28 protein-coding genes are annotated in these 26,983 nt (G+C 38.7%); 17 read left to right on the top strand and 11 right to left on the bottom strand.

All coding sequences use genetic code 11. From position 1 onward, the window contains the following. Positions 1-260: 260 nt before the first annotated feature. From HCJ55_RS13795 to yugI, 4 genes are all read right to left on the bottom strand, one after another. The gene (locus HCJ55_RS13795; RefSeq protein WP_003722392.1) at positions 261-1,019 is read right to left on the bottom strand and encodes a DeoR/GlpR family DNA-binding transcription regulator; all 759 of its coding nucleotides are present in this window, start codon (positions 1,017-1,019) and stop codon (positions 261-263) included. Positions 1,020-1,122: 103 nt separating this feature from the next. Further along, positions 1,123-2,475: a glucose-6-phosphate isomerase gene (locus HCJ55_RS13790; RefSeq protein ID WP_185503335.1), complete on the bottom strand. Its 1,353-nt coding sequence runs from the start codon at positions 2,473-2,475 to the stop codon at positions 1,123-1,125. A gap of 101 nt (positions 2,476-2,576) precedes the next feature. Next, on the bottom strand, positions 2,577-2,984 hold the full coding sequence (locus tag HCJ55_RS13785) for an NUDIX hydrolase (protein WP_185503334.1): 408 nt from the start codon (positions 2,982-2,984) through the stop codon (positions 2,577-2,579). Positions 2,985-3,132: 148 nt separating this feature from the next. Continuing rightward, a complete protein-coding gene (gene yugI / locus HCJ55_RS13780) occupies positions 3,133-3,486 on the bottom strand; it encodes a S1 domain-containing post-transcriptional regulator GSP13 (RefSeq protein ID WP_185392254.1) in 354 nt (117 codons plus the stop codon). Between the two features lie 153 nt (positions 3,487-3,639). Here yugI and HCJ55_RS13775 point away from each other — a divergent pair, with 153 nt between their 5' ends. The 3 genes from HCJ55_RS13775 to HCJ55_RS13765 all read left to right on the top strand — a co-directional run bounded on the left by HCJ55_RS13775 (position 3,640) and on the right by HCJ55_RS13765 (position 6,728). Then, positions 3,640-4,806, top strand: a complete 1,167-nt coding sequence (locus tag HCJ55_RS13775; protein WP_185518642.1) for a MalY/PatB family protein — start codon at positions 3,640-3,642, stop codon at positions 4,804-4,806. A 138-nt stretch (positions 4,807-4,944) separates the two neighbouring features. Then, entirely contained in the window at positions 4,945-6,048 is a 1,104-nt protein-coding gene (locus HCJ55_RS13770) for an ABC transporter permease (RefSeq protein ID WP_008948626.1), read from the top strand. Then, positions 6,048-6,728 carry an ABC transporter ATP-binding protein gene (locus tag HCJ55_RS13765; protein ID WP_003722398.1) on the top strand — a complete coding sequence of 227 codons (681 nt, stop codon included), beginning with the start codon at positions 6,048-6,050 and terminating at the stop codon, positions 6,726-6,728. The genes HCJ55_RS13770 and HCJ55_RS13765 overlap by 1 nt, the downstream gene beginning before the upstream one ends. Positions 6,729-6,770: 42 nt before the next feature. Here HCJ55_RS13765 and HCJ55_RS13760 read toward each other — a convergent pair whose 3' ends face one another. Further along, positions 6,771-7,085, bottom strand: coding sequence for a PTS sugar transporter subunit IIB (locus tag HCJ55_RS13760; protein ID WP_003741107.1), 315 nt, complete (start codon positions 7,083-7,085; stop codon positions 6,771-6,773). A gap of 244 nt (positions 7,086-7,329) precedes the next feature. Between HCJ55_RS13760 and HCJ55_RS13755 the strand changes: the two genes are divergently transcribed. After that, positions 7,330-8,691 (top strand): aspartate kinase, encoded by a 1,362-nt coding sequence (locus HCJ55_RS13755; RefSeq protein ID WP_185504670.1) that lies wholly within the window; start codon positions 7,330-7,332, stop codon positions 8,689-8,691. A gap of 47 nt (positions 8,692-8,738) precedes the next feature. On the opposite strand, the gene HCJ55_RS13750 is transcribed toward HCJ55_RS13755, so the two are convergent. After that, positions 8,739-9,134 (bottom strand): hypothetical protein, encoded by a 396-nt coding sequence (locus tag HCJ55_RS13750; RefSeq protein WP_185518646.1) that lies wholly within the window; start codon positions 9,132-9,134, stop codon positions 8,739-8,741. Between the two features lie 186 nt (positions 9,135-9,320). On the opposite strand from HCJ55_RS13750, the gene HCJ55_RS13745 reads away from it, so the two are divergent. Next, positions 9,321-11,039, top strand: a complete 1,719-nt coding sequence (locus HCJ55_RS13745) for an ABC transporter substrate-binding protein (RefSeq protein WP_185518640.1) — start codon at positions 9,321-9,323, stop codon at positions 11,037-11,039. A gap of 48 nt (positions 11,040-11,087) precedes the next feature. Here HCJ55_RS13745 and HCJ55_RS13740 read toward each other — a convergent pair whose 3' ends face one another. Continuing rightward, positions 11,088-11,672, bottom strand: a complete 585-nt coding sequence (locus tag HCJ55_RS13740) for a peptidylprolyl isomerase (RefSeq protein WP_003722402.1) — start codon at positions 11,670-11,672, stop codon at positions 11,088-11,090. A 162-nt stretch (positions 11,673-11,834) separates the two neighbouring features. Here HCJ55_RS13740 and HCJ55_RS13735 point away from each other — a divergent pair, with 162 nt between their 5' ends. The 8 genes from HCJ55_RS13735 (at position 11,835) to mnhG (ending at position 19,447) form a co-directional block, all read left to right on the top strand. Next, positions 11,835-13,115, top strand: a complete 1,281-nt coding sequence (locus HCJ55_RS13735; protein ID WP_512698595.1) for a lmo2377 family MFS transporter — start codon at positions 11,835-11,837, stop codon at positions 13,113-13,115. A gap of 343 nt (positions 13,116-13,458) precedes the next feature. Continuing rightward, positions 13,459-15,867, top strand: a complete 2,409-nt coding sequence (locus HCJ55_RS13730; RefSeq protein WP_008948634.1) for a Na+/H+ antiporter subunit A — start codon at positions 13,459-13,461, stop codon at positions 15,865-15,867. Continuing rightward, positions 15,851-16,276, top strand: coding sequence for a Na(+)/H(+) antiporter subunit B (locus HCJ55_RS13725; RefSeq protein WP_003769105.1), 426 nt, complete (start codon positions 15,851-15,853; stop codon positions 16,274-16,276). The genes HCJ55_RS13730 and HCJ55_RS13725 overlap by 17 nt, the downstream gene beginning before the upstream one ends. After that, positions 16,276-16,623, top strand: a complete 348-nt coding sequence (locus HCJ55_RS13720) for a Na(+)/H(+) antiporter subunit C (RefSeq protein ID WP_003722406.1) — start codon at positions 16,276-16,278, stop codon at positions 16,621-16,623. The genes HCJ55_RS13725 and HCJ55_RS13720 overlap by 1 nt, the downstream gene beginning before the upstream one ends. Continuing rightward, positions 16,616-18,100, top strand: a complete 1,485-nt coding sequence (locus tag HCJ55_RS13715) for a Na+/H+ antiporter subunit D (protein WP_185503341.1) — start codon at positions 16,616-16,618, stop codon at positions 18,098-18,100. The genes HCJ55_RS13720 and HCJ55_RS13715 overlap by 8 nt, the downstream gene beginning before the upstream one ends. 6 nt (positions 18,101-18,106) lie before the next feature. Next, a complete protein-coding gene (locus tag HCJ55_RS13710; protein WP_003730417.1) occupies positions 18,107-18,586 on the top strand; it encodes a Na+/H+ antiporter subunit E in 480 nt (159 codons plus the stop codon). After that, positions 18,583-18,870, top strand: a complete 288-nt coding sequence (locus HCJ55_RS13705) for a Na(+)/H(+) antiporter subunit F1 (RefSeq protein WP_003722409.1) — start codon at positions 18,583-18,585, stop codon at positions 18,868-18,870. The genes HCJ55_RS13710 and HCJ55_RS13705 overlap by 4 nt, the downstream gene beginning before the upstream one ends. Next, positions 18,854-19,447 (top strand): monovalent cation/H(+) antiporter subunit G, encoded by a 594-nt coding sequence (mnhG, locus tag HCJ55_RS13700; protein WP_185392260.1) that lies wholly within the window; start codon positions 18,854-18,856, stop codon positions 19,445-19,447. The genes HCJ55_RS13705 and mnhG overlap by 17 nt, the downstream gene beginning before the upstream one ends. Positions 19,448-19,491: 44 nt before the next feature. On the opposite strand, the gene menI is transcribed toward mnhG, so the two are convergent. Next, entirely contained in the window at positions 19,492-19,863 is a 372-nt protein-coding gene (gene menI / locus HCJ55_RS13695; protein WP_008948638.1) for a 1,4-dihydroxy-2-naphthoyl-CoA hydrolase MenI, read from the bottom strand. A 127-nt stretch (positions 19,864-19,990) separates the two neighbouring features. On the opposite strand from menI, the gene HCJ55_RS13690 reads away from it, so the two are divergent. Then, positions 19,991-20,464: a divergent PAP2 family protein gene (locus HCJ55_RS13690; RefSeq protein ID WP_185503321.1), complete on the top strand. Its 474-nt coding sequence runs from the start codon at positions 19,991-19,993 to the stop codon at positions 20,462-20,464. Between the two features lie 113 nt (positions 20,465-20,577). Further along, positions 20,578-21,804, top strand: coding sequence for a chloride channel protein (locus tag HCJ55_RS13685; RefSeq protein ID WP_185518636.1), 1,227 nt, complete (start codon positions 20,578-20,580; stop codon positions 21,802-21,804). Positions 21,805-21,839: 35 nt separating this feature from the next. Here HCJ55_RS13685 and HCJ55_RS13680 read toward each other — a convergent pair whose 3' ends face one another. From HCJ55_RS13680 to HCJ55_RS13670, 3 genes are all read right to left on the bottom strand, one after another. Further along, entirely contained in the window at positions 21,840-22,658 is an 819-nt protein-coding gene (locus tag HCJ55_RS13680; protein ID WP_185506945.1) for a YwqG family protein, read from the bottom strand. Positions 22,659-22,697: 39 nt separating this feature from the next. Next, on the bottom strand, positions 22,698-23,519 hold the full coding sequence (locus HCJ55_RS13675) for a YwqG family protein (RefSeq protein ID WP_185518634.1): 822 nt from the start codon (positions 23,517-23,519) through the stop codon (positions 22,698-22,700). Between the two features lie 83 nt (positions 23,520-23,602). Further along, the gene (locus tag HCJ55_RS13670; protein ID WP_185503317.1) at positions 23,603-24,814 is read right to left on the bottom strand and encodes an NAD(P)/FAD-dependent oxidoreductase; all 1,212 of its coding nucleotides are present in this window, start codon (positions 24,812-24,814) and stop codon (positions 23,603-23,605) included. 448 nt (positions 24,815-25,262) lie between these two features. Between HCJ55_RS13670 and HCJ55_RS13665 the strand changes: the two genes are divergently transcribed. Further along, complete coding sequence (locus HCJ55_RS13665) at positions 25,263-26,258, top strand: NAD(P)/FAD-dependent oxidoreductase (protein ID WP_185503316.1); 996 nt, start codon at positions 25,263-25,265, stop codon at positions 26,256-26,258. 87 nt (positions 26,259-26,345) lie between these two features. Further along, positions 26,346-26,975, top strand: a complete 630-nt coding sequence (locus tag HCJ55_RS13660; RefSeq protein WP_185503315.1) for an SDR family oxidoreductase — start codon at positions 26,346-26,348, stop codon at positions 26,973-26,975. The last annotated feature ends 8 nt before the right edge of the window (positions 26,976-26,983 follow it).

Raw genomic sequence — 26,983 nt, 5'->3', positions numbered from 1 at the left:
TTTGTTGAAAACAGCTTTCTGTTTTCTGCCCTGCGATTACCAGTGAGACTTTACGTCTCATTGCTTTTCGTCTTCTTTTTTGTTCAGTTTTCAAAGGTCAGTTTCTTTTGCTGCGAAAGCGTTTTGTCCGCATCAGCAACGTTTATAAATATACCAAGATTTTTGCCTTTCGTCAATACTTTTTACAAAGTTTTTTTAATAAAGATGAAAAAAGATTAATTTAGTGTATAAATTGGCGATTAAATAAGGCTTTTAAAACATTATGTTGTATAAATTTGCATTCCTTTTTCTTCAAATTGTTCTTTTAAGACTGGATCTATTTCTTTTCCGGTGATGATGGAAGAGATTTCGTCTAGGGCTGCGTATTTGTATAGAGAGATACGGCCGAACTTAGTGTGGTCTGTTACTAAGATGACTTCATCGGCTGAGTGGAGCATTTGTTGTTTGGCCGGGATTAGGTATTCGTCGTAGTGCATTAAGCCTTTGTCGATATCGAGTGCTGGTGTGGTTACGAATGCTTTATGTACGTGAATGCTCTGCAAGGTTCCACTTGTTATCATGCCATTAAGGATGAATGTTTCTGGGTAGATGACGCCGCCTGTCACAATTACTTTGGATGGAGAAAAGCGCATAATGGAAGCTACGTTGATATCGTTTGTTATGACGGTTAGCTTGGAACGGTCTTTTAGTGCCGTTGCGATATGGCCGGTTGTTGTTCCTGCGTCAAGGATGATTGTATCGCCGTCTTTGACCATTGTGGCTGCTAATGTGGCGATGCGTTGTTTTTCTTCGTAGCGCACTTCGCTTCGTTTTTTCCAGTTGGGTTCGGAAACTACTTTTTCTTCTATCATAACTCCGCCATGGGTTCTTTTTAGTTTTTTGTCTTTTTCTAAAGAGGTTAAATCGCGGCGAATGGTTGCTTCATGGACTTCAAAATGTTTGGCTAGTTCGCTGACGGTTGCTATTTTTCGGCTTTTGACATATTGGACGATGGCGCGTTTTCGTTCGATAGATAGCATTTCTTGCCCTCCTTTGTTTAACTATATGGTAACTCCAATGGAAGAAAATCGCAAACAAACAAAAAACCTTGGAGCGATCGGCCCCAAGGTTTGGAAATGAAAATTAATCGTTTAAGCGTTTTTCTAGTTCTGCTTTTTTGTCTTCGAAGCCTGGTTTGCCAAGTAATGCGAACATATTAGCTTTGTATGCTTCTACGCCTGGTTGGTCAAATGGATTTACGCCATTTAGGTAACCGCTGATTGCTACGGCTTTTTCAAAGAAGTATACTAGGTAGCCGAATGTGTAAGCGTCTAGTTCTGGTACTTCTACAACAAAGTTTGGAACTTCGCCGTCTGTATGCGCTAAAAGAGTTCCTTCGAATGCTTTTGTATTAACGAAATCAACTGTTTCGCCAGCTAGGTAATTTAAGCCATCTAAATCTACGTCTTCTTTATTGATAGTTAAATTGTGGCGCGGTTTGTCCACTTTAACAACTGTTTCAAAAAGGTTGCGACGTCCGTCTTGGATATATTGACCGATAGAGTGTAAGTCTGTGGAGAAGTTAGCGCTGGATGGGTAAATACCTTTTTTGTCTTTACCTTCACTTTCGCCGAATAATTGTTTCCACCACTCGTTGAAGTATTGCAAGCCTGGTTCATAGCTGATTAGAAGTTCTGTTACTTTGCCTTTACGGTAAAGAACGTTACGAGCTGCTGCATATTGGTATGCAATGTTGTTTTTAAGTTCTGGTTTGTCGAAATCTTTGCTTGCTGCTGCTGCTCCGTTCATTAGAGCATCAATGTCAACGCCGCTAACTGCGATTGGAAGTAAACCTACTGCAGTTAAAACGGAGAAACGTCCACCAACGTCATCTGGAACAACAAATGTTTCGTAGCCTTCGTTGTCAGATAATGTTTTTAGAGCGCCTTTTGCTTTATCAGTTGTAGCGTAAATGCGTTTTTTCGCGCCTTCTTCGCCATATTTTTTGATTAAAAGTTCTTTGAACACACGGAAAGCGATTGCTGGTTCTGTTGTTGTTCCTGATTTAGAAATAACGTTAACAGAGAAGTCGCGGTCGCCAACTACTTCAATAAGGTCATGTAAGTAGGAAGAACTAATGCTATTTCCCGCAAAGAATACTTGAGGTGTTTTACGCGCACCTTTTTCAAGTACATTATAGAAGGAATGATTTAAAGTTTCGATTGCTGCGCGTGCTCCTAGGTAAGAACCGCCGATACCGATAACGATTAGAACTTCTGAATCGCTATGGATTTTTTCTGTTGCTTTTTTGATACGAGCAAATTCTTCTTTGTCGTAATCTGTTGGTAAGTTAATCCAACCAAGCGCATCGTTCCCAGCACCTGTACCGTTATGTAATGCATCATGAGCTGCTTTTACTGCTGGTTCAAGATAATCAAGTTCGCGTTCTTCAAAAAAACGGAGCGCTTTGGAATAATCAAATTTAATATGTGTCATTATTTTCCCTCCAAATTTTAAAAAAGTTTCTTTACTAACTTTATATCAAACAGTGCTTTTTAGCAAGGCTTGACCTTGTGAAATTTGAGCCTTTTTGAATATTAGGTATAGTTTTCATATAAGACTCCCTCGCTTCGGACTAGTTCGTTTAATGATAATTGGTCTATAGCTAATAGATCGTCTGCAAGCGGAATGGGTATCCACTTTACTCGGAAGGCATTATCATTGTTTGAAGCGAGCACTGTGTCGCCAATTGGCTTTGCTCGGAAAACGAATGTGCACACGTGCTCCCATGTAGCACGCCGTTCTTTGCAGTGCAAGATAGACTCTATTTCTATATTGATATTTGTCTGCTCTTTTACTTTGCTTGCGAGTGCTTCTTCCATCGTTTGATCTGTTTCCACATGCCCTCCAGGAAATGCCCATGCCAGGTTGCGATCCCTCACCACTAGTATCTCGTCTTTCTTCTCGTTATATACAAATGCCTGCACATGAATAGATCTTTTCACGTAAATCCCCCTTTTGACTAATTTATATTATTGAATAAATAGAAAATTACTTCTAACTATTCCCTTTTTCTAAAATTTTAGTCAATTAAATTTATCAGCCTAGCTATTTAACCCGGAAAAGGGCTTGATAACAGGCTGATACAGGGTTTTATTTATCTGCTTTTTTAATCCATTCTTCTAGTTTGTCACGTAAAGTGTTAAATCCTTCGTCGTTTTCGCTAGATGAAACTGGTTTCTTTTTAGCTGGTTGTTCTTTTGGTGCTTCTTCTGTCGCTCTAATAGAAAGACTGATTTTATTTTTTTCTTCGTCGATATCTAGAATTTTTACTTTGACTTCTTGTCCTACTTCTAGAAAATCATGGATATCTTTGACAAAACCATGCGTGATTTCTGAAATATGAACTAAGCCTTGTGTTGAATTATCTAGTGCTACAAATGCTCCGTAGCTTTGAATTCCTGCAATTTTCCCAGAAACTACATCTCCTACCTTGAATGTACTCATCTTCATTCCTCCTACTTTCAACCTTACAATATTTTATAAATTATAACACTTAGGCGAAACTTTAACAATTATTCTAAATCCTTCTATAGTGAGCTTTTGAGCTGCAATTTGTGCTATAATTGAGGCGAATTAATGAGAAGGAGCGTGACATATTTGAGTCAATTTGATGAAGTCATTCCGCGTATTGGAACTAATTCAGAAAAGTGGGATGGGGCAGAAGAATTATTTGGCAGAAAAGATATTATACCGATGTGGGTAGCGGATATGGATTTTCGTGCGCCGCAGCCTGTACTTGATGCGTTTCAGCGTCAAATCGATCATGGGATTTTTGGTTATTCCACGAAGTCAGAAGCACTTGTTGAAGCTATTATTGACTGGAATAAAGAGCAACACCAGTTTGAAATTGATCCGAGCACGCTATTTTTTAATGGGGCTGTTGTTCCGACTATTTCATTAGCCATTCGTTCGCTAACAAATGAAGGTGATGCGGTTTTAATGGTTTCGCCAATTTATCCGCCATTTTTCAATGTAACAAAAGCTACCGAGCGAAAAGTTGTTATGTCACCGCTAAAATACGAAAATCATCAGTATCAGATGGATTTTAATGATTTGGAAAAACGGATGAAAGAAGAAAATGTCAAATTGTTCCTTCTATGTAATCCGCAAAACCCTGGTGGTCGTTGTTTCACAAAAGAGGAACTCGTGGAACTAGCGAAGTTATGCGAGAAATACCAAATTCCGATTGTTTCGGATGAAATTCACGCTGATTTAGTGATGAAAAATCATAAACATGTACCGATTATGGTTGCAGCACCATTTTACCAAGATCAAATTATTACTTTGATGGCTGCTACGAAGACATTTAACTTGGCGGCGATTAAAGCTTCCTACTATATTATTACGAATAAAGAGTACCAAGCTAAATTTGCCGCGGAGCAAAAGTACGCAACGACTAATGGACTTAATGTCTTTGGGATTGTTGGTACAGAAGGGGCATACCGTCACGGTGCGGCTTGGTTAAAAGAACTGAAAGAATATATTTATAGCAACTATGAATATGTCAAAGCGGAACTTGAAAAAGAAGTGCCTGAAGTTGGCGTGACGGATTTAGAAGCGACTTACTTGATGTGGCTTGATTGTCGCACACTTCCAAAAGACGAAAAAACAATTTACAACGATTTAATCGAAGCTGGTGTCGGCGTTCAAATGGGTTCTGGTTTTGGTCATTCTGGTAAAGGCTTTGTCCGTTTCAACATCGCTTGTCCAAAAGAAACATTGGAAAAAGCCGTAAAACTTCTGATTCAAGGCTTAAAAAAATAACTAATTTGAAGAAACTAAGTAGCAATTACTTAGTTTCTTTCTTTAGGAAATTGAATATAGCTTTGGTATACTAATCTTTAGAAAGTGAAATAATGTTCATTTTCTGTTTACATAAATTTAAAGGAGTTGGTATAACCGATGTTTTTAGGGCTTCGTGAATTAGTTTATTCTAAGTTGCGCTATATTTTAGTAACAGGCATCATGGTCTTAATTATGTTACTATCACTTATTTTATCTGGGCTGGCGAATGGCCTTGCTTATGATAATGCTTCATCTGTCGCAGATAACGGGGTTCCATATTATGTTCTCAGCAAAGACGCCCAAGACAAATTATCGAGATCACAGTTCCCAGAATCCAAACTCGCTGACGTGAAAAAAGACGCGAACGTGAAGGATGCTGCGGTGCTTGGACAATCGATGCAAACTTTAAAACGGGAAAGTGACAGCAAAAAATTTAGTGTGGCACTTTTCGGTATTCAACCAGATAGCTTTCTCGCTCCAAAAATTTCTGATGGAGCTAACATACAAGTGACAAAACCTGACGAAATCGTTGTTGATTCTTCCTTAAAATCAGACGGAATCAAAATTGGCGATGTTTTAATGGATGATATTTTAAATAGAGAATTAACAGTTGTCGGCTTTACGGAAAATCAAAAGTACAGCCATGCTCCCGTTGTTTATATTAATATCGCGACTTGGCAAGAAATCAATCCTGTTTTATATCACCAAAAAATCCCGCAAACAAGTACTATTGCGATTAAAACAGACGATCCTGATAAAGGCGTAACCCTTTCGGATAAAGATTTAACGACAATTGATCATAAAGCGTTTTTAAATCAAATCCCGGGATATTCAGCTGAACAAATGACGCTTAATATGATGATTTTCTTCCTAATCATTATCGGCGGATTTATTTTAACAGCTTTCTTCTATGTAATGACGCTCCAAAAAACAACCCAATTTGGTATTTTGAAAGCACTGGGCACGAAAACAAGTTACTTAGTGAAAAGTATTATTACTCAAGTGGTGATAATTTCGATTATTAGTATTTTAATTAGTGTCGGAGTAACGCTGATTTTACCGAGCATTATGCCAGCAGCGATGCCATTTAGATTAAGTCCGATGACGATTGCACTTTATAGTGGCTTGTTCTTCCTAGTTGCCCTATTCGGCGCACTTCTTTCACTTAGACGAATCGCTAAAGTAGATGCACTAGATGCTATTCGAGGAGGTGATGAATAATGGAAACTCTACTATCTTTTGAGAAAGTGTATAAAGATTATCCGTCCGGTCCTTCAATTATTCATGCACTGAAGGAAACCAATTTTGAAGCGAAAAAAGGCGAACTAATTGCGATTGTTGGTCCGAGTGGTTCTGGTAAAAGTACGCTGCTTTCTCTGGCTGGAGCACTTTTAACACCAACTGGCGGAACGATTTCCATTAACGGCAAATCAGTCGGGAATTTATCTTCCAAAGAACAAACCGCGCTACGCTTAGAAGAAATCGGCTTTATTTTCCAAGCAGCTCATCTGGTTCCTTACTTACATGTAAAAGATCAAATCAGCTTTATTGGAAAAATGGCCGGAAAAAGCGCGGCGGAACTTGAAAAAGATACGGCGTCCCTTCTAAGCCAGCTTGGCATTAGTGATCGCGCCAATTTCTATCCAAAAGATTTGTCTGGCGGTCAAAAACAACGTGTCGCTATTGCGCGCGCGCTTATTAATCAACCTTCCGTTATTTTAGCCGATGAACCAACTGCGAGTCTTGATACTGAAAGAAGTCGTGAAGTTGTCGAGCTTATCCGCAATGAGGTTGTGCAAACAAGTCGAACTGCGATTATGGTAACGCATGATGAACGTATGCTAGATTTAGTTAACCATGTGTATCGCATGGAAGACGGGATTCTTACCCAAGAAAGCTAAAAAACCTGCGTGGCTTAAATGCCACACAGGTTTTTTTACTGTTTATTTTTGGAAACCGTTAATTAAATCTAATGCTTGGCCTAGTACTTTTTCTCCGTTCATCGTACCATATGCTGCCATGTCGATTACATCTACTGGAATTTTCCCAGCAGCTAGTTCATCAACTGTTTTTTTCTGATAACGCACTTGTGGTCCTAAAAGCACTACATCTGCATCGTCAATTAAGTTACTTACTTCAGCGATGGAGTATGCTTCAATTTCGCAAGTTTCTCCGCGTTCTTCTGCTGCTTTACGCATTTTTGTTACTAAAAGGCTTGTTGACATCCCTGCCGCACATACTAAAACAATATTTTTCATCGTAATCTTTCCTTTCAGATTAAGGCTGCTTTTTTTGTACACTCTTATTATAACTACCTTTAGCTTTTTAAACAAGTAAACTACTGGGTCCAAGAGAAAATTATTAAAAATGCGAAAAACCATTGCGATTTCACGTAAAAAGAGCGATAATAGACAATAACTTTATCCGAAAGCTCAGAAAATTTCGCATCATCTAAAAACAACACTTTCGGGAGATAAAAAATTCAAATCAGGAGTGTGTTGCATGAAAGTAATTAAATTTGGCGGAAGCTCTTTAGCATCGGGAATCCAATTAAATAAGGTTTTCCAGCTTGTTACGGAGGATCCAGACCGGAAAATAGTCGTTGTTTCTGCTCCGGGGAAACGTTTCAAGGAAGATACCAAAGTGACCGACTTACTTATTGATTGCGCGGCAAAGGCACTTCTTGGGGAAGATACGAGTGAATTATTTGAAGCGATTATTGCTAGGTATGCTGGAATAGCGCTTGATACCGGGATGAGTGATGCAATTATTAAGCAAATTCGCACCGACCTACAAGCAACCATTTCTTCTGATAAAAGTGATCCAGATAAATTTTTAGATCGAATGAAAGCTAGTGGCGAAGATAATAACGCAAAATTAATCGCGGCTTATTTTAAATTTAAAGGCTTAAACGCCAATTATATTAATCCAAAAGACGCCGGTTTATTCGTGACAGACGAACATGCCAGCGCGCAAGTTTTACCAGAGTCTTATGATCGTTTGTTTGCGCTTCGTGAACGTGAAGGAATCATTGTTTTCCCAGGATTTTTCGGCTATACGAAAGATGGCGAAATCAGTACATTTTCCAGAAGTGGTTCTGATATTACTGGAGCGATTGTCGCGAATGGCGCGCAAGCTGAGTTGTACGAGAACTTTACTGATGTTGATGCGGTTTACGCGGTCAATCCCGCTATCGTGAAAAATCCGAAGAAAGTACTCGAACTTACTTACCGGGAAATGCGCGAACTTTCGTATGCTGGCTTCTCTGTTTTTCATGACGAGGCATTGATTCCGGCGTTCCATGCGGGTATTCCGGTGCATATTAAAAATACGAATAATCCCGACTCTTGTGGTACGCGGGTGGTTCATGAACGTGAAAATAGTAATGGTCCAGTCGTTGGTATTGCTAGTGATGACGGTTTTTGTAGCATTTATATTAGTAAATATTTGATGAACCGGGAAATTGGCTTCGGGCGAAAAGTATTGCAAATTTTGGAAGATGCTGGGTTGAACTACGAACATATGCCATCTGGGATTGATGATTTAACGATTATTATTCGTGAAAATCAGTTTGGCGAGGATACTGAGCGGACAATTATGTCTCGTTTGAAAGAAGAATTGAACGCGGACCAAGTTATTATGCAGCACGGGATTTCGCTGATTATGGTTGTTGGTGAAGCAATGCGCCATAACGTTGGGATAACTTCGCGTGCTTCGAAAGCTTTATCGGATGCGAAAGTTAATATTGAAATGATTAATCAAGGTTCTTCTGAAGTGAGCATTATGTTTGGCGTGAAGGAAGAACAGGAAGATACGGCCGTTCGCGCTTTGTATGATGAGTTCTTTTCGGAAGTTTTAGTTTAAAAAGAAAACAAGTTTTTCATCCTGATTGATGAGAAACTTGTTTTTTGTTATTTATTTGCTTCTTCTAACTGATAATTTTTGCCTATTACATCGATAATATGATCGTAAGTGCTGATTCGGTAATGGGTGAAGTCTTGGCTGTTGTAATCACTTCTTATTTTTACTCGTTCATTTATTAAATCAGAGTCCTCGATTATTTCAAAATTGCTTTGGCTTTTTAACCAACTTGAACTCCATTTACTTTTTTCAAAGGTATCGAGTTCGGTTGATGAGTAGAAAATAAGATCTTTAAAAATCATGTTTAGGAGGAGGCTTTCTTCTTCGAGATCAATTTCTATGGATAATGTGAGTTGGTCAGGAGTTTGGTGTAAGCTGATAAGCCATGTTTTGTCTCGACCGTAGATTAGTTGGTTGTTGATTTTTATTGATTTTGATTTCTCCATTTTTTTCATCTGCTTTCTCTGCTTTAAATTATTGTATATAAGATATCATACCACTCATTTTAATACAAAGTTCGCCATGTTTTGTCTCGTTGTTAATTTACATTAAGTTATCTCATGTGTTGAGATTTAAAACAATGTATAATAAATGGCAAATCTACTCATTTTATAAGTTGGGAAGTGACCGAGTTGAAAGATCTGAATTACTTTGAATTAAGGTCTATACTGCGTGAGAATGAAAAAGAAAACATCGTTCATTTCAGTTTAAAAAAGCTTGCTGAAACTTGGTATTATTCAAAGCAAAATGTTAAAAAAAAGCTCAAAAAATACGAAGAACAAAATTTGTTGAAGTACATGCCTGGAAAAGGACGAGGTAATTTATCAACAATTACTTTCAAGAATGATTTCCATTCGGAAGTATACGAAATTTTAACTAATTGTATTGAAAATAATGACATTAAATTTGCACTTCAACTTTCTCAGTTAGCAATACCCCAAGAGTGGTTCACCCCTTTCTTAACGGAAATACACACCCTTTTTAATCATAGTAATGAAAAAGGAAGTAATATTCTTAGGTTTATAATCAACAGAAAAATGGCTGTATTAGACCCAACTATTGTTTCTTTGCACTTCGAAGCCTCTTTAATTAAACAAATAAGTAATACACTAGTTGACTACAATAAAGAAGAAGATAAATTTACTTCTTCCGTCGCCATTGATTGGTTTCATAATGAAGACTTTACAAAATGGACGTTTAACATTAGAAAAAATATTCTGTTCCATAATGAAATTAAGGTAACTGGAAATGATATTCTTTATACGTTTAAAGAAGCTCAGAAAAGTAGCACTGGCAAATGGCTAGTTTCCAATATAGAAAATATGTATTGTGAATCTGAATTTACGGTTCATTTTATTTTCAAGAAACCAGAGCCAGATTTTTTAAAATTAGTAACACACTATTCACTCGTAATCAGACCTGCCTTTTCAAATAATAAAAACTTTATCGGTTGTGGACCATTTATACTCGTGGAAAGTAAAGATAACTATATATTCTTAAAAAGCTTTTCAAGATATTTCAAAGAGCATCCCTTAATTGACGGCGTAGAATTCTGGTTAGTGAACTCAAATTATAAAAAATGGCTTGTTGTCCCACAGAAAAAAGATATCCTTGATAATAATGGGGTTAAGCCAATTGAGGTGGAACGGTCTGGGGTCTCTTATTTAATTTTTAACAAAAATAAGGAAAATCCGATAAATCAACCTTTAATACGGGACTTAAAAATGATTTTTAACACATCAGATTTTGTAGCTGAATTATATAATAATAGTGTTCCAAAAGCATACAGTTATTTTTATAAAGACTCGGAAACTAAAGAACCCACGGTAGGCAAAGTCTTTGTGCCAGATTTCGGTTTCTCTAATTACATAGACGAACCCTTAAAATTAGCAGTATTTAATCATCCTAGGCTTATTCGCGAAGCTGTATGGTTTAAAAATCGAGCAGCTGATTTTAAGATAAAGATAGAAATAATAACCTATTCATTTGATGATGATTTTTTTAAAGAAAAGATTGTACTCGATGCGGATATGGCCTTAGCGACAGATGTCCCTGTTAGTGATATGGAACTTGGCTACCTCGATTTTTTATTAAACAAAACTTTACTCTTCCAAAGATTTATCAACAAGACTCAAAGAGCTACTATACTTTCGTTCACTGAAAAATATAGGGCATCTGTATTTTCTGAACAAAAAACAAATATACTAAATCAAATTGAAGATTATATTAACAACGAAAACATTCTCATTTACTTATACCATCCATTAAAATACTATAATATTCATAGTTTCATCAATGGGGTGGAATTTGATAGTAATGGTAATATCGCTTTGGATAAGTTGTGGTGGTGAATACAAAAAAGAGCACTTTCTTAAAACCAAGAAAGTGCTCTAATTTCATTATTTAATATTAATTTTCTCAATCACAACGTCATTCACTGGTTTGTCTTGCATGCCAGTTGGTAGGTTGGCGATTTCGTCTACTACGTCCATGCCTTCGATTACGTGACCGAAAACTGTGTGGCGTCCGTCTAACCATGGTGTTCCGCCTTGTTTGTAGGCTTCGATAACTTCTACTGGGAAGCCAGCTTGTTCCATTTGGCCAAGCATGTCAGCAGGCATATCTGGTTTTTGAACGATGAAGAATTGGCTGCCGTTTGTGTTTGGACCGGCGTTTGCCATGGATAAAGCTCCGCGTAGGTTGAAAGCTTCTGTAGAGAATTCATCTTCAAAAGATTCGCCCCAAATGCTTTCGCCGCCAGTGCCGCGGCCGTCTGGGTCGCCACCTTGGATCATGAATTCAGGAATAACACGGTGGAAAATAAGGCCATCGTAATAGCCGTTTTTGGAGTGTGTAACAAAGTTTTCTACTGTTTTTGGTGCAATTTCAGGGAACAGTTTGATGCGGATAGTTCCTCGGTTTGTAATCATTTCTGCTTCGATTTCGTTAGGTGCCACTTCTTTTGATAATTGTGGGTAAGTCATATTGTAAAAACTCCTTCTTTTGTTTAAATTTATTGTTTACTAACGTAGCCAAATAATAAGCAAATTAACAACGACAGCAATCAGATACAGTACTAGTATAACAGCTGAAACCCAAATGACAATTTTTTTAACCAAAAATGCACATCCTTCACTTTATTTTTCATTCGCTACCTTTTATTCTATAATGAAAAGGATAGTTTTAACAATAATACGAATAGAGATGATTCTTTTATGACAACTCGAACACGGAATTTGTACATCTTAATGCTGGCAAACTTGTTGATGTCAGCCAGTATGACAATGATTATGCCGTTTTTATCTCTCTACATCGAAACTTTTGGTGATTACAGCAATGCGTATGTGCAAAGATGGGCCGGTTATATTTTTGGCGTAACATTTTTGATTGCCTTTATCTTTTCGCCGATTTGGGGGCGGATTGGTGATAAGCATGGTTATAAAGGGATTTTGATTCTGACTTCAGTCGGTTTATCAATTTGTATTTTTTTGATGGGATTTGCGCATTCTGTCACTTACTTGCTAATTTTGCGGATTTTCATGGGGGTTGTAACTGGTTTTATTGGTGTGAGTAATGCCTTTATTGCGCGACAAACGCCTCGGAATGAAGCTGGGAAAGTTCTCGGTACGCTTCAACTAGGCGGTGTGACTGGTATGCTTTTTGGTCCGCTGATTGGTGGTGCGATGGCGGATTTATTTGGTTTTAAAGATACCTTTACGATTACTGGGATTGCAATGATGGTTGCGGCCTTGATTGTCGCTTTTGGTGTCAAAGAAATTCGGACAGAGGAACAAAAAGAAGCTGCCAAAGTGGTCTATTCTCGTCGTGCGGTATTGAAACAAATTTTCACGCTGCGAGTTCTGTTTACGGTCATGGTCATTACTGCGTTGATCCAAATTGCTAACTTTAGTGTTCAACCATTACTTGCGCTTTACGTTGGTGATATGACAAAATCGGATAATATTGCGTTCTTGTCGGGGTTGGCGTTTTCTGCAACTGGATTTGGGAATTTAGTGATGACACGGAAATGGGGGCAGCTCGGCGACAAATATGGGTATGAGAAAATACTGAATATCTTATTGATTATGGCGGCAGTTTTCGTTATTCCACAGGCATTCGCGACCAATCTTTGGGTATTTATCTTCTTCCGCTTTTTATTCGGGATTGCGATTGGCGGGATGGTGCCTTGTACGACGGCGTATATCCGGCTTGCGGCACCTGGAGTTATGCAAGGTGAGATGCTTGGTTACAATCAAAGTGCTCGTTTTCTCGGAAATGTGATTGGGCCAATTCTTGGTGGGACGCTTGCTGGTTTTACTGGCATTCCAAGCGTTTTCTTATTTATGAGTTTTATGTTTCTCCTTGCGTTTTTCATTTTGCTTTATGCGCTTCGTTCCGACCGAAAGCGACATGTTAACGTCGATTAAACTTTCTCAAACCCGAGATTTTTCTTGGGTTTGTTTTTTTGTTCTTCCTATTTAATTGTTTTTTAAATTTCCGTAAATTGATTTATAAAGTTAAGTTTCCTGCCTTTTTTTCAGATAAAAAAGTATGTTATAATAAAAAATATAAAAGTACGGCGTTTATTTGGGTACTCGTGAATAGTAAGGTTGTTGAATTTTGATGATTTAGCCTGATTTTCTAGAATTTTAGTTATGGCTATGTTTCATTAAATGTAAGTACTTGCTTAAAAAATAATGGTTTCCTGTTTTTATTTTCACATTTCCGGGATGAGTTTCCGTATAAAAATTCTTCGAGGAGGAGCCGATTTTGTCATTTCTTCATCTAGCAATTGTTCTGCCATTTATTGTGGCACTGCTAATTCCACTTTTTTACCGGTGGACTAAACAAGTTCATACTGGCTGGTTAGTACTTCCGATTCCAGTGATTTTGTTTATTTACTTCTTAACATTTATTCCAAAAACGATGGACGGGGCTACAATTGTTTCGATGCCTTGGATTCCGCGACTTGGGATTAATTTTACAGTAGTGGTCGATGGGCTAAGTTTGCTGTTTGCGCTACTTATTACTGGGATTGGTTCACTCGTTACCTTTTACTCTATTTATTATTTAGGGAAAAAGAAAGAACGACTTAGCAATTTCTATACATTTTTATTTATTTTTATGACGGCAATGCTTGGGGTTGTCTTGAGTGATAACTTGATTGTACTGTACCTGTTCTGGGAGCTGACTTCGATTAGTTCGTTCTTATTGATTGGGTATTGGTATCACCGGGAGCGTTCGCGTTACGGAGCTCGTAAGTCAATGATGATTACGGTTTTCGGTGGATTAATGATGCTTGGTGGATTTATTTTGCTTCATATTATGAGTGATTCATTTTCGATTCGAGCGATTATTCGTGATGCGGATGTAATTAGTAATAATAGCTTATTCATTCCCGCGATGATTCTTGTCTTGCTTGGTGCGTTCACGAAATCTGCGCAAGTTCCGTTTCATATTTGGCTGCCGGATGCGATGGAAGCACCTACTCCGGTTAGTGCCTATCTTCACTCGGCTACGATGGTTAAAGCTGGGATTTATATTGTGGCTCGGTTTACGCCACTGTTCGCGAGTTCGGGTGTCTGGTTTTGGACGGTATCACTCGTGGGGATTACGACTCTTTTCTGGGGTTCACTTAATGCCACGAAGAAAAATGATTTAAAAGCGATTTTGGCTTACTCAACGATTAGTCAGCTTGGCCTCATCATGGCGCTTCTTGGTGTCGGGGCTGCCTCGCTTCACTTTGATACGCTCAGTGATGATATTTATGTGATGGCGATTGTCGCGGCTGTGTTCCACCTATTTAATCACGCAACATTTAAAGGTAGCTTGTTTATGATGGTTGGGATTGTCGATCACGAAACTGGTACGCGGGATATTAGGCGACTTGGCGGTTTGATGCGAATTATGCCAATTACGGCGACGATTGCGTTTATCGGAACGTTCGCGATGGCTGGGATTCCACCTTTTAACGGCTTTTTAAGTAAAGAAATGTTTTTTGAAAGCATGGTAAATATTACGCAATTACAGTTGTTTGATGCGAGCACTTGGGGAGTTCTGCTTCCTGTTGTAGCTTGGGTTGCCAGTGTGTTTACGTTTGTTTACAGCATGATTATTTTCTTCAAAACATTTACTGGAAAAGTGAAACCTTACTTATTACCGAAAAAACCACATGAAGCGCCATTTGGGCTGCTTTTACCGCCGATTATTTTATCGATTTTTGTGGTTGGGATTGGTCTCTTCCCTAATTTAATTGCAGAGCCGATTTTGGAACCTGCTGTAAGAGCGATTGTTCCTGGACTTTCTACTGATTTTTCGATTCATATTAGTTTATGGCACGGATTTACGCCAGCCCTATTAATGACGTTTGGCGTTGTGGCGGTTGGGATTGTCTTGTTCCTTACACATAAATACTGGAAACCTTGGATTACAACACGTGTTCCAAAAGCACTTCGAATTGGAAAAACGTATGATAATGGGATGTATTATTTAGAACAAGGTTCCTACCGGATGACGATGTTTATTATGACTGGTTGGCTTAGAACTTACTTGAATTACATGTTATCTGCCTTTATTTTAATGATGGCTTCGGTCATGATTTTCACGCAAGCACTTGATTTCAATTTTTCAAGTATGACAAAAGTGACGGTTGTTGATTTTGTTTTAGCGGCAGTAATTTTAGTGACGTTGGTTGGGATTGTCTTTTCCAAGTCGCGGATTACTTCGATTATTTTATTGGGAGCTATGGGTTACACGATTAGTATTTTCTTCGTTATCTCCAGAGCGCCTGACCTTGCTTTGACACAGCTTATTATTGAAACTATTTCAGTTGTGCTTTATCTACTTGTGTTTTATCACCTTCCTCAGTTTAGTAATATTGAGGAAAAGCCGAAATGGTTATCAATGAAGACATTTTTAAGTATCGGGGTTGGTGTGATTATCACGCTTGTCTCTCTTTCAGCGTATAATACAACTTTTTACGATTCGATTTCGAAATACTATGTGGATAATGCTTACGTGGAAGCGGCGGGACGAAATATTGTTAATGTTATCTTAGTTGACTTCCGTGGTTTTGATACGATGTTTGAAACAGCTGTACTTTCGATTGCGGCGATTGGGATTTACGCGATGATTAAATTACGACTGACGAAACGAGGTGAGAATGATGAAAACGAATGACGTTCTACTGAGAAATGTAACGAAAGTAGTAGCTTTCATTATTTTCTTATTCTCGCTCCATTTATTCTTTGCAGGACATTATAATCCTGGTGGCGGGTTTGTGGCCGGACTTACAACGGCTGGCGCGATTACGCTAACATTACTTGCTTATGATACAAAAACGGTGGCTAGTATGCTTAATATTAATACGATTATGCTCACTGGGGTTGGTCTTGTTTTTGCTCTAGGTACTGGGATGATTGGGATTTTCACGGGAGATCCTTTCTTAACACATAAATTTGGTCATGTTGATTTGCCCATTTTAGGAGATACCGCGTTACACACGGCGACTTTGTTTGACCTTGGGGTTTACTTAGTTGTTGTCGGTGTAACACTTACGATAATTCAAACGATTGGGGAGAGTGACTGATGGAACTATTAATGTCTATTTTAATCGGCTTGATTTTTGCCGCTGCTGTCTACTTAATTCTCTCTAAAAGTTTGCTACGGATTATTATTGGAACAGCTGTCCTAAGTCACGGCGTCAATTTGCTTGTGCTTACGATGGGTGGACTGAAAAAAGGTCGCGTGCCAATTCTTGGTACACCTGGAGCGGGAACGTATAACGATCCCCTTCCACAAGCACTTATTTTGACTGCGATTGTTATAAGCTTTGGTGTAACTGCCTTTTTCCTTGTTCTTGCTTATAGAGCGTATCAGGAGCTTGATAGCGAGAGTGTATCCAAGACGAGAGGACATGAAGCCGATGATGAATAATTTAATTTTAATGCCGATATTGATTCCTTTCCTTGGAGCAATTACGTTAATGCTACTGCCAAAACGAGTGATTGTTCAACGGGTATTCGCCCTTATTTTTAGTGGTATCTTGGTTGTAGCGAGCCTTTTCCTTGTATTTTATATTCGCGAAAATGGGATTACAACCTTGAATATTGGTAACTGGGCGGCTCCTTTTGGGATTACGATGGTTGGCGATATGTTAGCTGTCTTGCTTACGGCAACGACGAGTATTGTTTTATTCTGTGTGGTACTTTATTCCTTTTATACGATTGGGAAGCCACGGGAGAAATTTTTATATTATCCAGCGATTCTCTTTATGATTGTTGGGGTTAATGGTTCGTTCTTAACTGGTGATATTTTTAATATGTTTGTGTTCTTTGAAGTTATGTTGATGGCGTCTTATGTGTTGCTTGTCATTGGTGGGACGCAGGTTCAACTTAAAGCGACGATTAAATATTTGCTGATTAATGTGGTTGGTTCTGGATTTTTCGTTGTAGCGATTGCGCTGCTTTACTCGATGATTGGAACGCTTAACATGGCGGATATTTCGCAAAAAATCACGGACTTAAATGGTGCAAATACAGGAATGATAAGCGTTGTCGCGGTTCTGTTCTTGTTTGTATTCGGTCTGAAAGCAGGTCTTTTCCCGCTTTACTTCTGGCTTCCAGGGTCCTACTTCGCTCCACCGATTCCGGTGCTTGCTTTGTTCGGCGGACTTTTGACGAAGGTTGGGGTTTACGCGATTATTCGGACGTACACGCTCTTCTTTAGTTCACTGACTGACTTTGTTGTTCCGCTGCTTGGGATTCTCGCGATTGTGACGATTATTCTTGGGGTTATTGGGGCAATTAGTTACTATGATATGAAAACGATTGTGATTTATAATATTATGATTGCGATTGGTGTTATTTTATTCAGTGTTTCGATTATGACACGCGAATCGATGACTGGCGCTGTGTTTTACTTAATTCACGATATGATTATCAAAGCCGCCCTATTCCTTATTGTTGGGATTGTGATGGCGATTACTGGATACTCTAGCGTGAAAAAATTCAGCGGCTTAATGAGCGTGAAACCGTCACTTGGTTGGATTTTCTTTATTGCCACACTTGGCCTTGCTGGAATCCCGCCACTTAGCGGATTTATCGGAAAACTGCTCATTGTTGAAGGAGCATTCTCTGCTGGCCAAATCGTTGGCGGGATTATCATTTTACTTTCGAGTTTATTCGTTCTTATGTCTTTAATCAAAGTCTTTACAAAAGGCTTTTGGGGCGAGAAAAAAGGCGTATTCAATTTACAAATTCCGTATAAAAAAATGCTTGTACCGGTAGTTATTCTACTTGCAATTTCGATTGGTTATGGTGTGTTTAGTAACGCAATTTATCCGTTTATTGAACAGGCGGTTGACCCTCTTGTTGACCCTTCTGTTTATATCCATGCGGTGATAAAGGAGTGATAAAAGATGGCTTTTCAACTTATTCTTAATATAATACTTGCTTGTTTGTGGATGTTTCTTGAGTCATCGTTTAGTTTTGCGACATTTATCATTGGCTTTATCATTGGGATATTCTTGCTGTTCTTTATGCGGCGGTTCCTTGGTTCGAGATTTTACCTTTTCCGCTTATTTGCCCTTATCAAACTGGTTTTCCGCTTTTTACATGATTTAATTGTTTCTACGGTTCATGTAAGTCGGATTGTTTTAAAGAAAGATATGAACATTCGACCGGGGATTTTCAGATATGATACGACGCTTGAAACAGACTGGGAAGTAACGATGCTCGCTTTACTCATTACGTTAACACCCGGGACGCTTTCGATTGATATTTCGGATGATTATAAAGCAATTTATGTTCATTCGCTTCATGTCCCGAATATTGAAGAAGAAATTGCGACCATCCGTAAGTCTTACGAAGGTGCGATTATGGAGGTGTTCCACGGATGATTATTCAAATTGCTTTATCCATTGGTTTACTTCTCTATTCGATTTCGACCTTCTTATATCTTTACCGTATTTTAAAAGGACCGACAACTTCTGACAAAGTGGTGGCGCTGGATTCTATCGGAATGAACTTGGTGGCAATTGTTGCCCTACTTTCGATGTTTTATGATACGCATGCCTTTTTAGATGTTATTTTACTCATTGCCCTTCTTGCTTTTATTGGAACGGTTTCCTTTGCCAAATTTATTGAGAAAGGAAAGGTGATTGACCGTGAACGTGATAATTGAGATTATTATTTCTGTGATGATTTTAATCGGCGGTTTGCTAAGTATTCTTGCGGCAATTGGTGTTATTAGGCTACCAGATGTTTACACAAGAACGCATGCGGCTGGGATTAGTAATACATTTGGCGTTAGTTTACTTCTATTTGCAACGGTTGGTTACTTTTTCCACTCAGGTGAAGGTTTTAATGCGCGAGTACTTCTGGCCGTCTTGTTTATTTTCTTAACAACGCCAGTGGCTTCTCACCTTATTAACCGGGCCGCTTATGATACGGGTGTTCCGCTTGCGATTCGAATTCGTGACCAATTGCGTTCAGTGAAAAAAGACGATATCAAGAAAAAGAAAAGTCTTATTATTCGCCAAGAACAAATTGAAAAAGCGCGTCAAGAGCGCGAAGAATTGGAAGAACGAATGGAATGGGAACGACGCGAAGAAAAGATTGATGAGCGTGAAGATCAAGAAGAACAAGAACGTGAACGCGAGGAGCAAACGATTGAAGAACAGTCGGATGATTCCGAGCATGAAATCATCGAACAAGATGAAAGTGAAACAGAATCAGACGACGATAAAACAGAGAAATAAAAGAAGCATGGCGCGAGTTCATATACTGAGCTCTGCCATGCTTTTTATTTTCGTTTCTTTTTAACTGCAATGGTACATCTGCTGATACAGATTAATCTATCGTTTTCATCAGTTATATTGATTTCCCATACTTGCGTGCTTTTGCCAAGATGGACTGCTTCTGCGGTTGCAGTCACGAGTCCCGCTTGTTTCGATGCTAGATGGTTGGCGTTAATTTCTAAACCAAAGACGATTTCATCAGCTTCAATTGAATTTGCAGCACCAATACTAGCGGCATGTTCTGCTAAAGCAACGGAAACTCCACCGTGCAAATAGCCAAATGGTTGATGCACTTTTTCGGTTATTTCTAATTGGATGACGGCTTTTCCTTTTTCTACTGAAATAATTTCAATACCAATAGTTTCTTGAAATCCCATAAGTTCCCTTCTTCCCGAATTTGATTTATACTTTATTATATAAGAGTTAGAAGAAAAACTCTAGAAAAGGTTTTTAACAAGCTCATTGTGGTAAAATAAGAGTAGACTTTTTGACAGGGGAGATTTGATGTCGATATTTACGAATACACCATTAATTGCATCTATTATTGCGATAGTTTTTGCCCAGGTGGTAAAGGTTCCGATCCATATTTTAGTTTACCGGAAGTTCAATGTCGGATTAATGTTTTCCACTGGCGGCATGCCTAGTTCTCACTCGGCTGCTGTTACTGCCTTAATGACTACCCTCGCAATTGAATACGGACTGGATTCGCCTTATTTCGCGATTGCTGTTGTATTTGGTATCATTGTGATGTTTGATGCGACTGGCGTTAGAAGACAAGCTGGCGAACAGGCTGTTGTTTTAAACAAATTAGTAACGGATTTTCAAGACTTCGTGGAACATGCCAAAGGACTTGCGGCACCTGAACAAGAAGAAAAAACGAAGCATTTAAAAGAATTACTTGGTCATAAACCAATGGAAGTTTTCTTTGGAGCATTGACTGGGATTGCGATTGGATTTATTTTAGAAATATTTATGTGATCGAAAAGCTGGCTCATTGTAGTCGGCTTTTTTTGCATCTGATGGTTGTTTATACCTTGATGTTAAAGGGAAAATCATGATATCAATGGATTTTTACAAAGGGGTTGGAATGGTTGAAAAAGTTAACACTGGTATTTGTCGTTTATACTTTTATCCTTGGAATTTTAGTGGGCGTTATCGCGGCATTATTTTTAGCAGTCGTTCACTTTGCCACGACATTTTTATGGGATTACCTTCCTAATCAGTTTAATTTTTCATGGTATTATCCTCTACTTATTGGCTTGATTGGTAGTTTTTTTGTAGGGATGGTTCAGCTCAAACTTGGGGACTATCCGCGTTCAATGCATGATAATATTGCCGAAGCGAAAAAAACTGGACGGATTGAATACCGCAAAGTTCTGCTTCCAACAATACTCAGTGCTTGGATTATTTTAACTTTCGGAGCGAGCGTTGGTCCGGAAGCTGCTTTAGTTGGTATTGTTGGTGGTGCGACAACTTGGATTATCGACCATTTAAAACTATCTATGGCGCATAAAGAAGAGCTTGTTAGTTTAAGTGTTGGCGCGATTATTTCTAGTATTTTCCATGCGCCGTTTAGTGGATTGGCAGAGGAAATCGATGAAAGTAGCCAAACGAAGAAAATTCCTAAAAACTCTAAATTAGTATTGTCACTTATTATCTCTTTTAGCGCGCTCGGGTCCTTCCTTTGGCTGAAATCCTTTTTAAAAATGCCGGCGAGTATTTTTGCGATTCGGTTACCTGATATGGGATGGTCTTGGTGGTTTATTTTACTTTTTATCCCGACGATTATTCTTGGTTGGCTCTTTAGCGTTTATTTTCAGCAGCTGCAAATTTATATCGCCAAAGCGGCTTCTGTGATTAAAAATAAAATGGTCGCGGCTATTATCGGCGGTCTAAGCATTGGCTTGTTTGGAATTATTTCTTCATTCATGTTATTTTCCGGCGAACATCAGCTAATTGAATTAACGACTACTGTGCAAAATTATTCGATTCCCTTTTTACTTATCATCGCACTGTTAAAACCTGTTTTAGTTGCTATTTGTTTAGCAACTGGCTGGAATGGTGGCGCGATTTTCCCAGCAATTTTTACAAGTACCGTGATGGGATACATAGCAACATATTGGATTGATGGATCGACTGGATTTTTAATTACTGTTTTTGTGACTGCTTGTTGCACGAAAATCGTTGGCAAACCTGTTCTAACTGCATCGATCCTATTGTTTATTTTCCCGCTACAATTCTTCCCGTTTATTCTTCTGACTGCGTTTATCGTCAATAAAAATTGGTGGACAAGTATTAGAAAAGTTGTTCGGGCATAAAAAAGCAGAAATTCGTAATGAATTTCTGCTTCTCGTCAAGAACAATCCCAGTTATACAGAATGTTGGAAAAGTCTCGGTTGATTAAATCTTGCTTGTTGATGAAGAAGTTGCCGACACCGCAGTCGCCCCACATAATCGCCATTCTACTTTCATCAAAATCCTCAGATGCCAATTGGAATAAAAGCGTGTCATGGTGTGGATTTTCTGAATACATCCGCGGGTCTTCTTGGGTGAAAAATGGATAGCCACCTAGTTGACTGCAGTCTTTTCCAAGTTGGTATAACGCTTCAGATTTATCTTCATCTTCCGCAAAAATTTGGTCTGCTAACTCATAAAAAGTGCTTCCAAATTCATTTTCGAAATCAAAGCTATCTTGTAATAATATTTGGTCCGACACTAGGCCAGTAATTTTAAACTCGCCGTTTACCACTGGGTAAAAATCACTTTTTGCCACATCTTCAAAAAAGGCATCTTGTTCTTCTGCAGTCAAACTTTCGCTTCCTAGATCATCAAAGAAAAACACCCGAAAACCTTCTTGACTCGTTGGGTTTTCAAAATTAAGTCCGTACAAATCATCTTGATAATCCACATAAAAAGCAAGCAAACCAAATTCCGGATAATTTTCCATTTGTGGCATTTCCGAAAAATTAATTTGTGCTAATAGCGAAAGAGGCTTACCTTCTTCGGTCACTGGATAACCTTGCTCTCTCGGCAAGTAACCGCGCCCACCAGCTTTACTTTGAAGCAACGACAGCGTCCCCATATCTTTAAATTGCAATTCTATCCGCTCTTTTTCTGTTTCTAAAAATCGTTCTGCCCATTCACTAGGAAGTATATCAAAAAGTTCTTCCATGATTAACCTTCTTTCTTTTTTGTAACGTAGCACGGTTTTTTAACAATCCCAGTTATAAATAACATTCGAAAAATCACGATTGATTAAATCCTGTTTATTAATAAAGAAGTTGCCGACTCCGCTCATGCCCCACATTATATTTATTTTGGCACCTGGCTCTTCGCTATACACGCTAGCTAGTTGAAACAGCAACGTGTCATGATACGAATTTTCTGTACGCATACGCGGATCTTCTTGCATGAAGAACGGATAACCACCAAGTTGACTACCATCTATTGCAAGGTTAAACAGCTCATCCGCTTTATCTTCATCTTCACCAAAAATTTGCTCCATTACGTCATAAAAATCACTACCAAATTCTTTTTCAAACTCTTGGATGTCATTCAGCAAAAGTTCTTTCGATACTCGCCCAGCAATCTTATACTCCCCTTTGACTACTGTATAAAGGTCCGATTTATCAATACCTTCAAAATAAACATCTTGCTCTTCCGCAGTCATGCTCTCTTTTTCTAAATCCTCAAAGAAAAATACACGGAAACCATTTTGTTCTGCTTGATTATCAAAATTAAGACCATATAAGTCATTTTGATAATTAACATAAAAAGCGAGCAAGCCAGACTCTGGATAATGTTCCATTTTTGGCATTTCCGCAAAATTTATTTGTGCTAAAAAGGAGAGTGCCTTGCCTTCTTCATTCACTGGATAGCCCTGTTCTTTCGGCAAATAGCCACGTCCACCAGCTTTACTTTGCACTAAAGAGATTGCGTCTTCATTTGTAAAGCTCAACTCAATACGTTCTTTCATTGTATTTAAAAACTTCTCTGCCCATTCATTAGGAAGTATCTCAAAAAGTTGTTTCATGGACGTACCTTCTTTCAGTTTTTCTTCATTATAACATAACAAAAAAGCAATATCTGCATTCACAGATATTGCTTTTAGAAACCTTATTTATAAAATTTAAACTTACCTTTACTTGCCAGAACGCCTGAACCACCAATAAGTAGTAGCGCGCGGTCATCAATGACTTTTTTCATGACGGAAGCTGGATAGCCTTTAAGATTTTTACCGAAAACAACACCAATTGCGTCGTTATCTCCTAGAGAGCATACAGTTCCTTTTTCATGATAAACAAAGTCTTGTAGGTCTGTTTCGCCTTGAACTAATTTAGCTAAGTTCACTGCAGCCACATCGGCTTGTTGCATGGCGATTTGGGCAGTTGGCGGGAATGGACGGTCGTTTGCTGGGTTGATGATAAGTGAGCAGTCACCAACAATTAAAATTTCTTCGTTACCTGGAACGGTTAAATTGTTGTTTACTTTCACACGACCACGGCCAGCTTCAAAACCAGACGCTTCGATAACGCTATTTCCGCGAACACCAGCAGCCCAAATAATCGTTGCCGCTTTGATTTCGCGAACTTCATTTTCACTTTCGGCATATTTTACGCCGTCAGCTGTAGCTTCTTTGACTGGTTTACCAACATGGAATTCTACGCCGCGATCTTCCAGTACACCCACACCATAATCAACTAATTTAGCATCAAATTGTGGTAATACTTTTGGAGCAGCTTCCATGCAGTAAATGCGAACTTTTTCGCGTGGTACATCATATTGTTTCACTAGTTCTGGAATGCGATTAGTTAATTCCCCAAGAAACTCAATTCCAGTAAAACCAGCGCCACCAACGATAATTGTTAGTAATTCATCGCGTGGATCTGTTTTCCATTTAGCAAATTGCGCTTCAATGTGCGCACGGATTTTTTTGACGGATTCTACACTTGTAATAGTGAAGGCATATTCTTTCAAACCACTGATGCCAAATGTTTCTGCTTCTGATCCAAGTCCAATTAATAAATAATCATAGCTGATATCGCCATTTGCATCTAGTGTGACTGTTTTTTCATCTTTATTAATTTTTACTACTGTATCTTGGATAAATGTCGTTTTCGTATCGTTAACGACTTTGTCTAATGGATACATTAATTTTTCTGGTTCAATTGTTCCAGCTGCTGCTTCATGTAACCAAGTCGTTTCGTGGTGATAGTCATTCTTATTCACTAGAACGATTTCGGCTTCCAAGTTTCTTTGTTGTAGCTTGCGTAATGTTTTTAGTCCCCCGTATCCTGCTCCGAGAATGACAATTTTTGGTTTACTCATCTGTTATCACATCTACTTTCCCTTATATTTTTCTTCACAAAAAAAATTGCATTAAGAATTTCTTACTGCACCTATGTAGATTGCGCTAAAAATCTACCGTAACCAATAAAAAAGCGAAACTGGTAAGTACCAATATATTCCCTATTTCACTGCTTACAAACTATATCATAGACTTTTTAACTTTCATTTTCAAGGAAGCGAACTCAAGGGTTTAAGCTTCTTTGGAGCATGGTTCGAGTGGTATACGATTTTTTTCACAATAAAGCTCTGAGATGACTTGGCTTTCGCAAAAATCTGTTATTTCATTAGCAATTGGTCTAGTTCATTTTTCTGATTTTTTCATTCCCGCAATCCCGTAAACATTCTTTTTCAACAATATATGCTAAAATATGCTTATTGCAACTTTAGCGATTTCATAGGGGAATTAGGAACTAGGGGGTGATGTATTTTGGATGAAAAAACAAAAATTTATGATATCACGATCATTGGTGGTGGACCGGTTGGGCTATTTGCTGCTTTTTATGCCGGAATGCGCAATGCGAGTGTGAAAATAATAGAAAGTTTACCGCAATTGGGTGGACAACTTTCTACGCTTTATCCTGAGAAATATATTTATGATATTCCAGGCTATCCTTCTGTTCGCGCACAGGAACTTGTTAACAATTTGATTCAGCAAATGAAACCATTTGACCCAACAATTGCACTAGGAGAAGCTGTCCAAAGCGTGGAAAAACAGGTCGACGGCACATTTGAAATCATCACGAAGAAAGATACACATTATAGTAAGGCGATTATTATTACTGCTGGGAACGGCGCATTTGAACCAAGACGTCTGGATCTGCCAGAAGCAGAACAATACGAAGGCAAGAATATTCATTACTTCATTAATGACCTTAGCCGCTTTTCTGGTCGCCGCGTTGCTGTTTGTGGTGGTGGAGATTCTGCGGTCGACTGGGCGCTCATGCTTGAAAAAGTGGCAAGTTCTGTCGCAATCGTTCACCGTCGTAGTGCTTTCCGTGCGCACGAGCATAGCGTGAACAATTTAGAAAAATCATCTATTGCGATTAAAACACCATTTATCCCAACCGAAGTGCTCGGTAACGGCGATAAATTAACGCATATTACATTGCAAGAAGTCAAAGGCGATACCACGGAAACGCTCGAGATTGACGATTTCATCATTAACTACGGTTTTGTTTCTTCACTTGGCCCGATTAAAAATTGGGGCTTAGAGCTAGAGCGCAACTCGATTATCGTTAATTCGAAAATGGAAACGAGTATCCCGGGTATTTACTGTGCGGGTGATATTTGCACTTACGAGGGTAAAGTAAAACTAATTGCAACCGGTTTTGGTGAAGCTCCAACTGCCGTCAATAATGCGATGAATTTCATTGATCCAAAAACACGCGTGCAACCAATGCACTCCACATCTTTATTCGAATAACAACCGAAACCACGAGGCGACTTGTGGTTTTATTTTTTACTCACCGGGAAAAGTTCTTTGTAGATATTTTTTAGGAGGAGATTAGCAATGAATGTACTCGTAATTGGCGCAAATGGCAAAATCGGCCGTCTTTTAGTCGAAAAACTTGCAATGGAAAAAGGCTTCTTCGTCCGAGCAATGGTTAGAAAAGCTGAACAAGTAAGCGAGCTTGAAAAACTTGGCGCAAAACCGATTATCGCCGATTTAAAAAAAGATTTCCATTATGCTTATGATGAAATTGAAGCCGTCATTTTCACAGCTGGCTCTGGTGGTCACACGCCCGCTTCCGAAACTATTAACATTGACCAAAATGGCGCGATTAAAGCAATTGAAACCGCCAAAGAAAAGGGTGTGCGCCGTTTTATCATTGTTAGTTCATATGGCGCCGACAACCCAGAAAATGGCCCCGAATCACTCGTCCATTATTTAAAAGCCAAACAAGCAGCCGATGAAGCATTGAAACAAAGCGGCCTTGATTACACAATCATCCGCCCAGTCGGCCTTTCTGATGACCCAGCCACTGGCAAAATCGCCGAAGTCTCCGGAAAACCTAAGACAAACATCCCGCGAGCTGACGTTGCCAATTTTATCAGTGAAGTTTTAACGGAAAAAGCTAGTTTCTACAAAACCTATACTATCGAAAGTGGCGACACACCAATCAAGCAATTTTTTAACTAATAAAAAGC

The sequence above is a fragment of the Listeria marthii genome (genome assembly GCF_014227425.1).
GTDB lineage: Bacteria > Bacillota > Bacilli > Lactobacillales > Listeriaceae > Listeria > Listeria marthii.
Note: the sequence above shows the minus strand (reverse complement) of the source record. Positions and strands in the feature narration are given on the sequence as shown.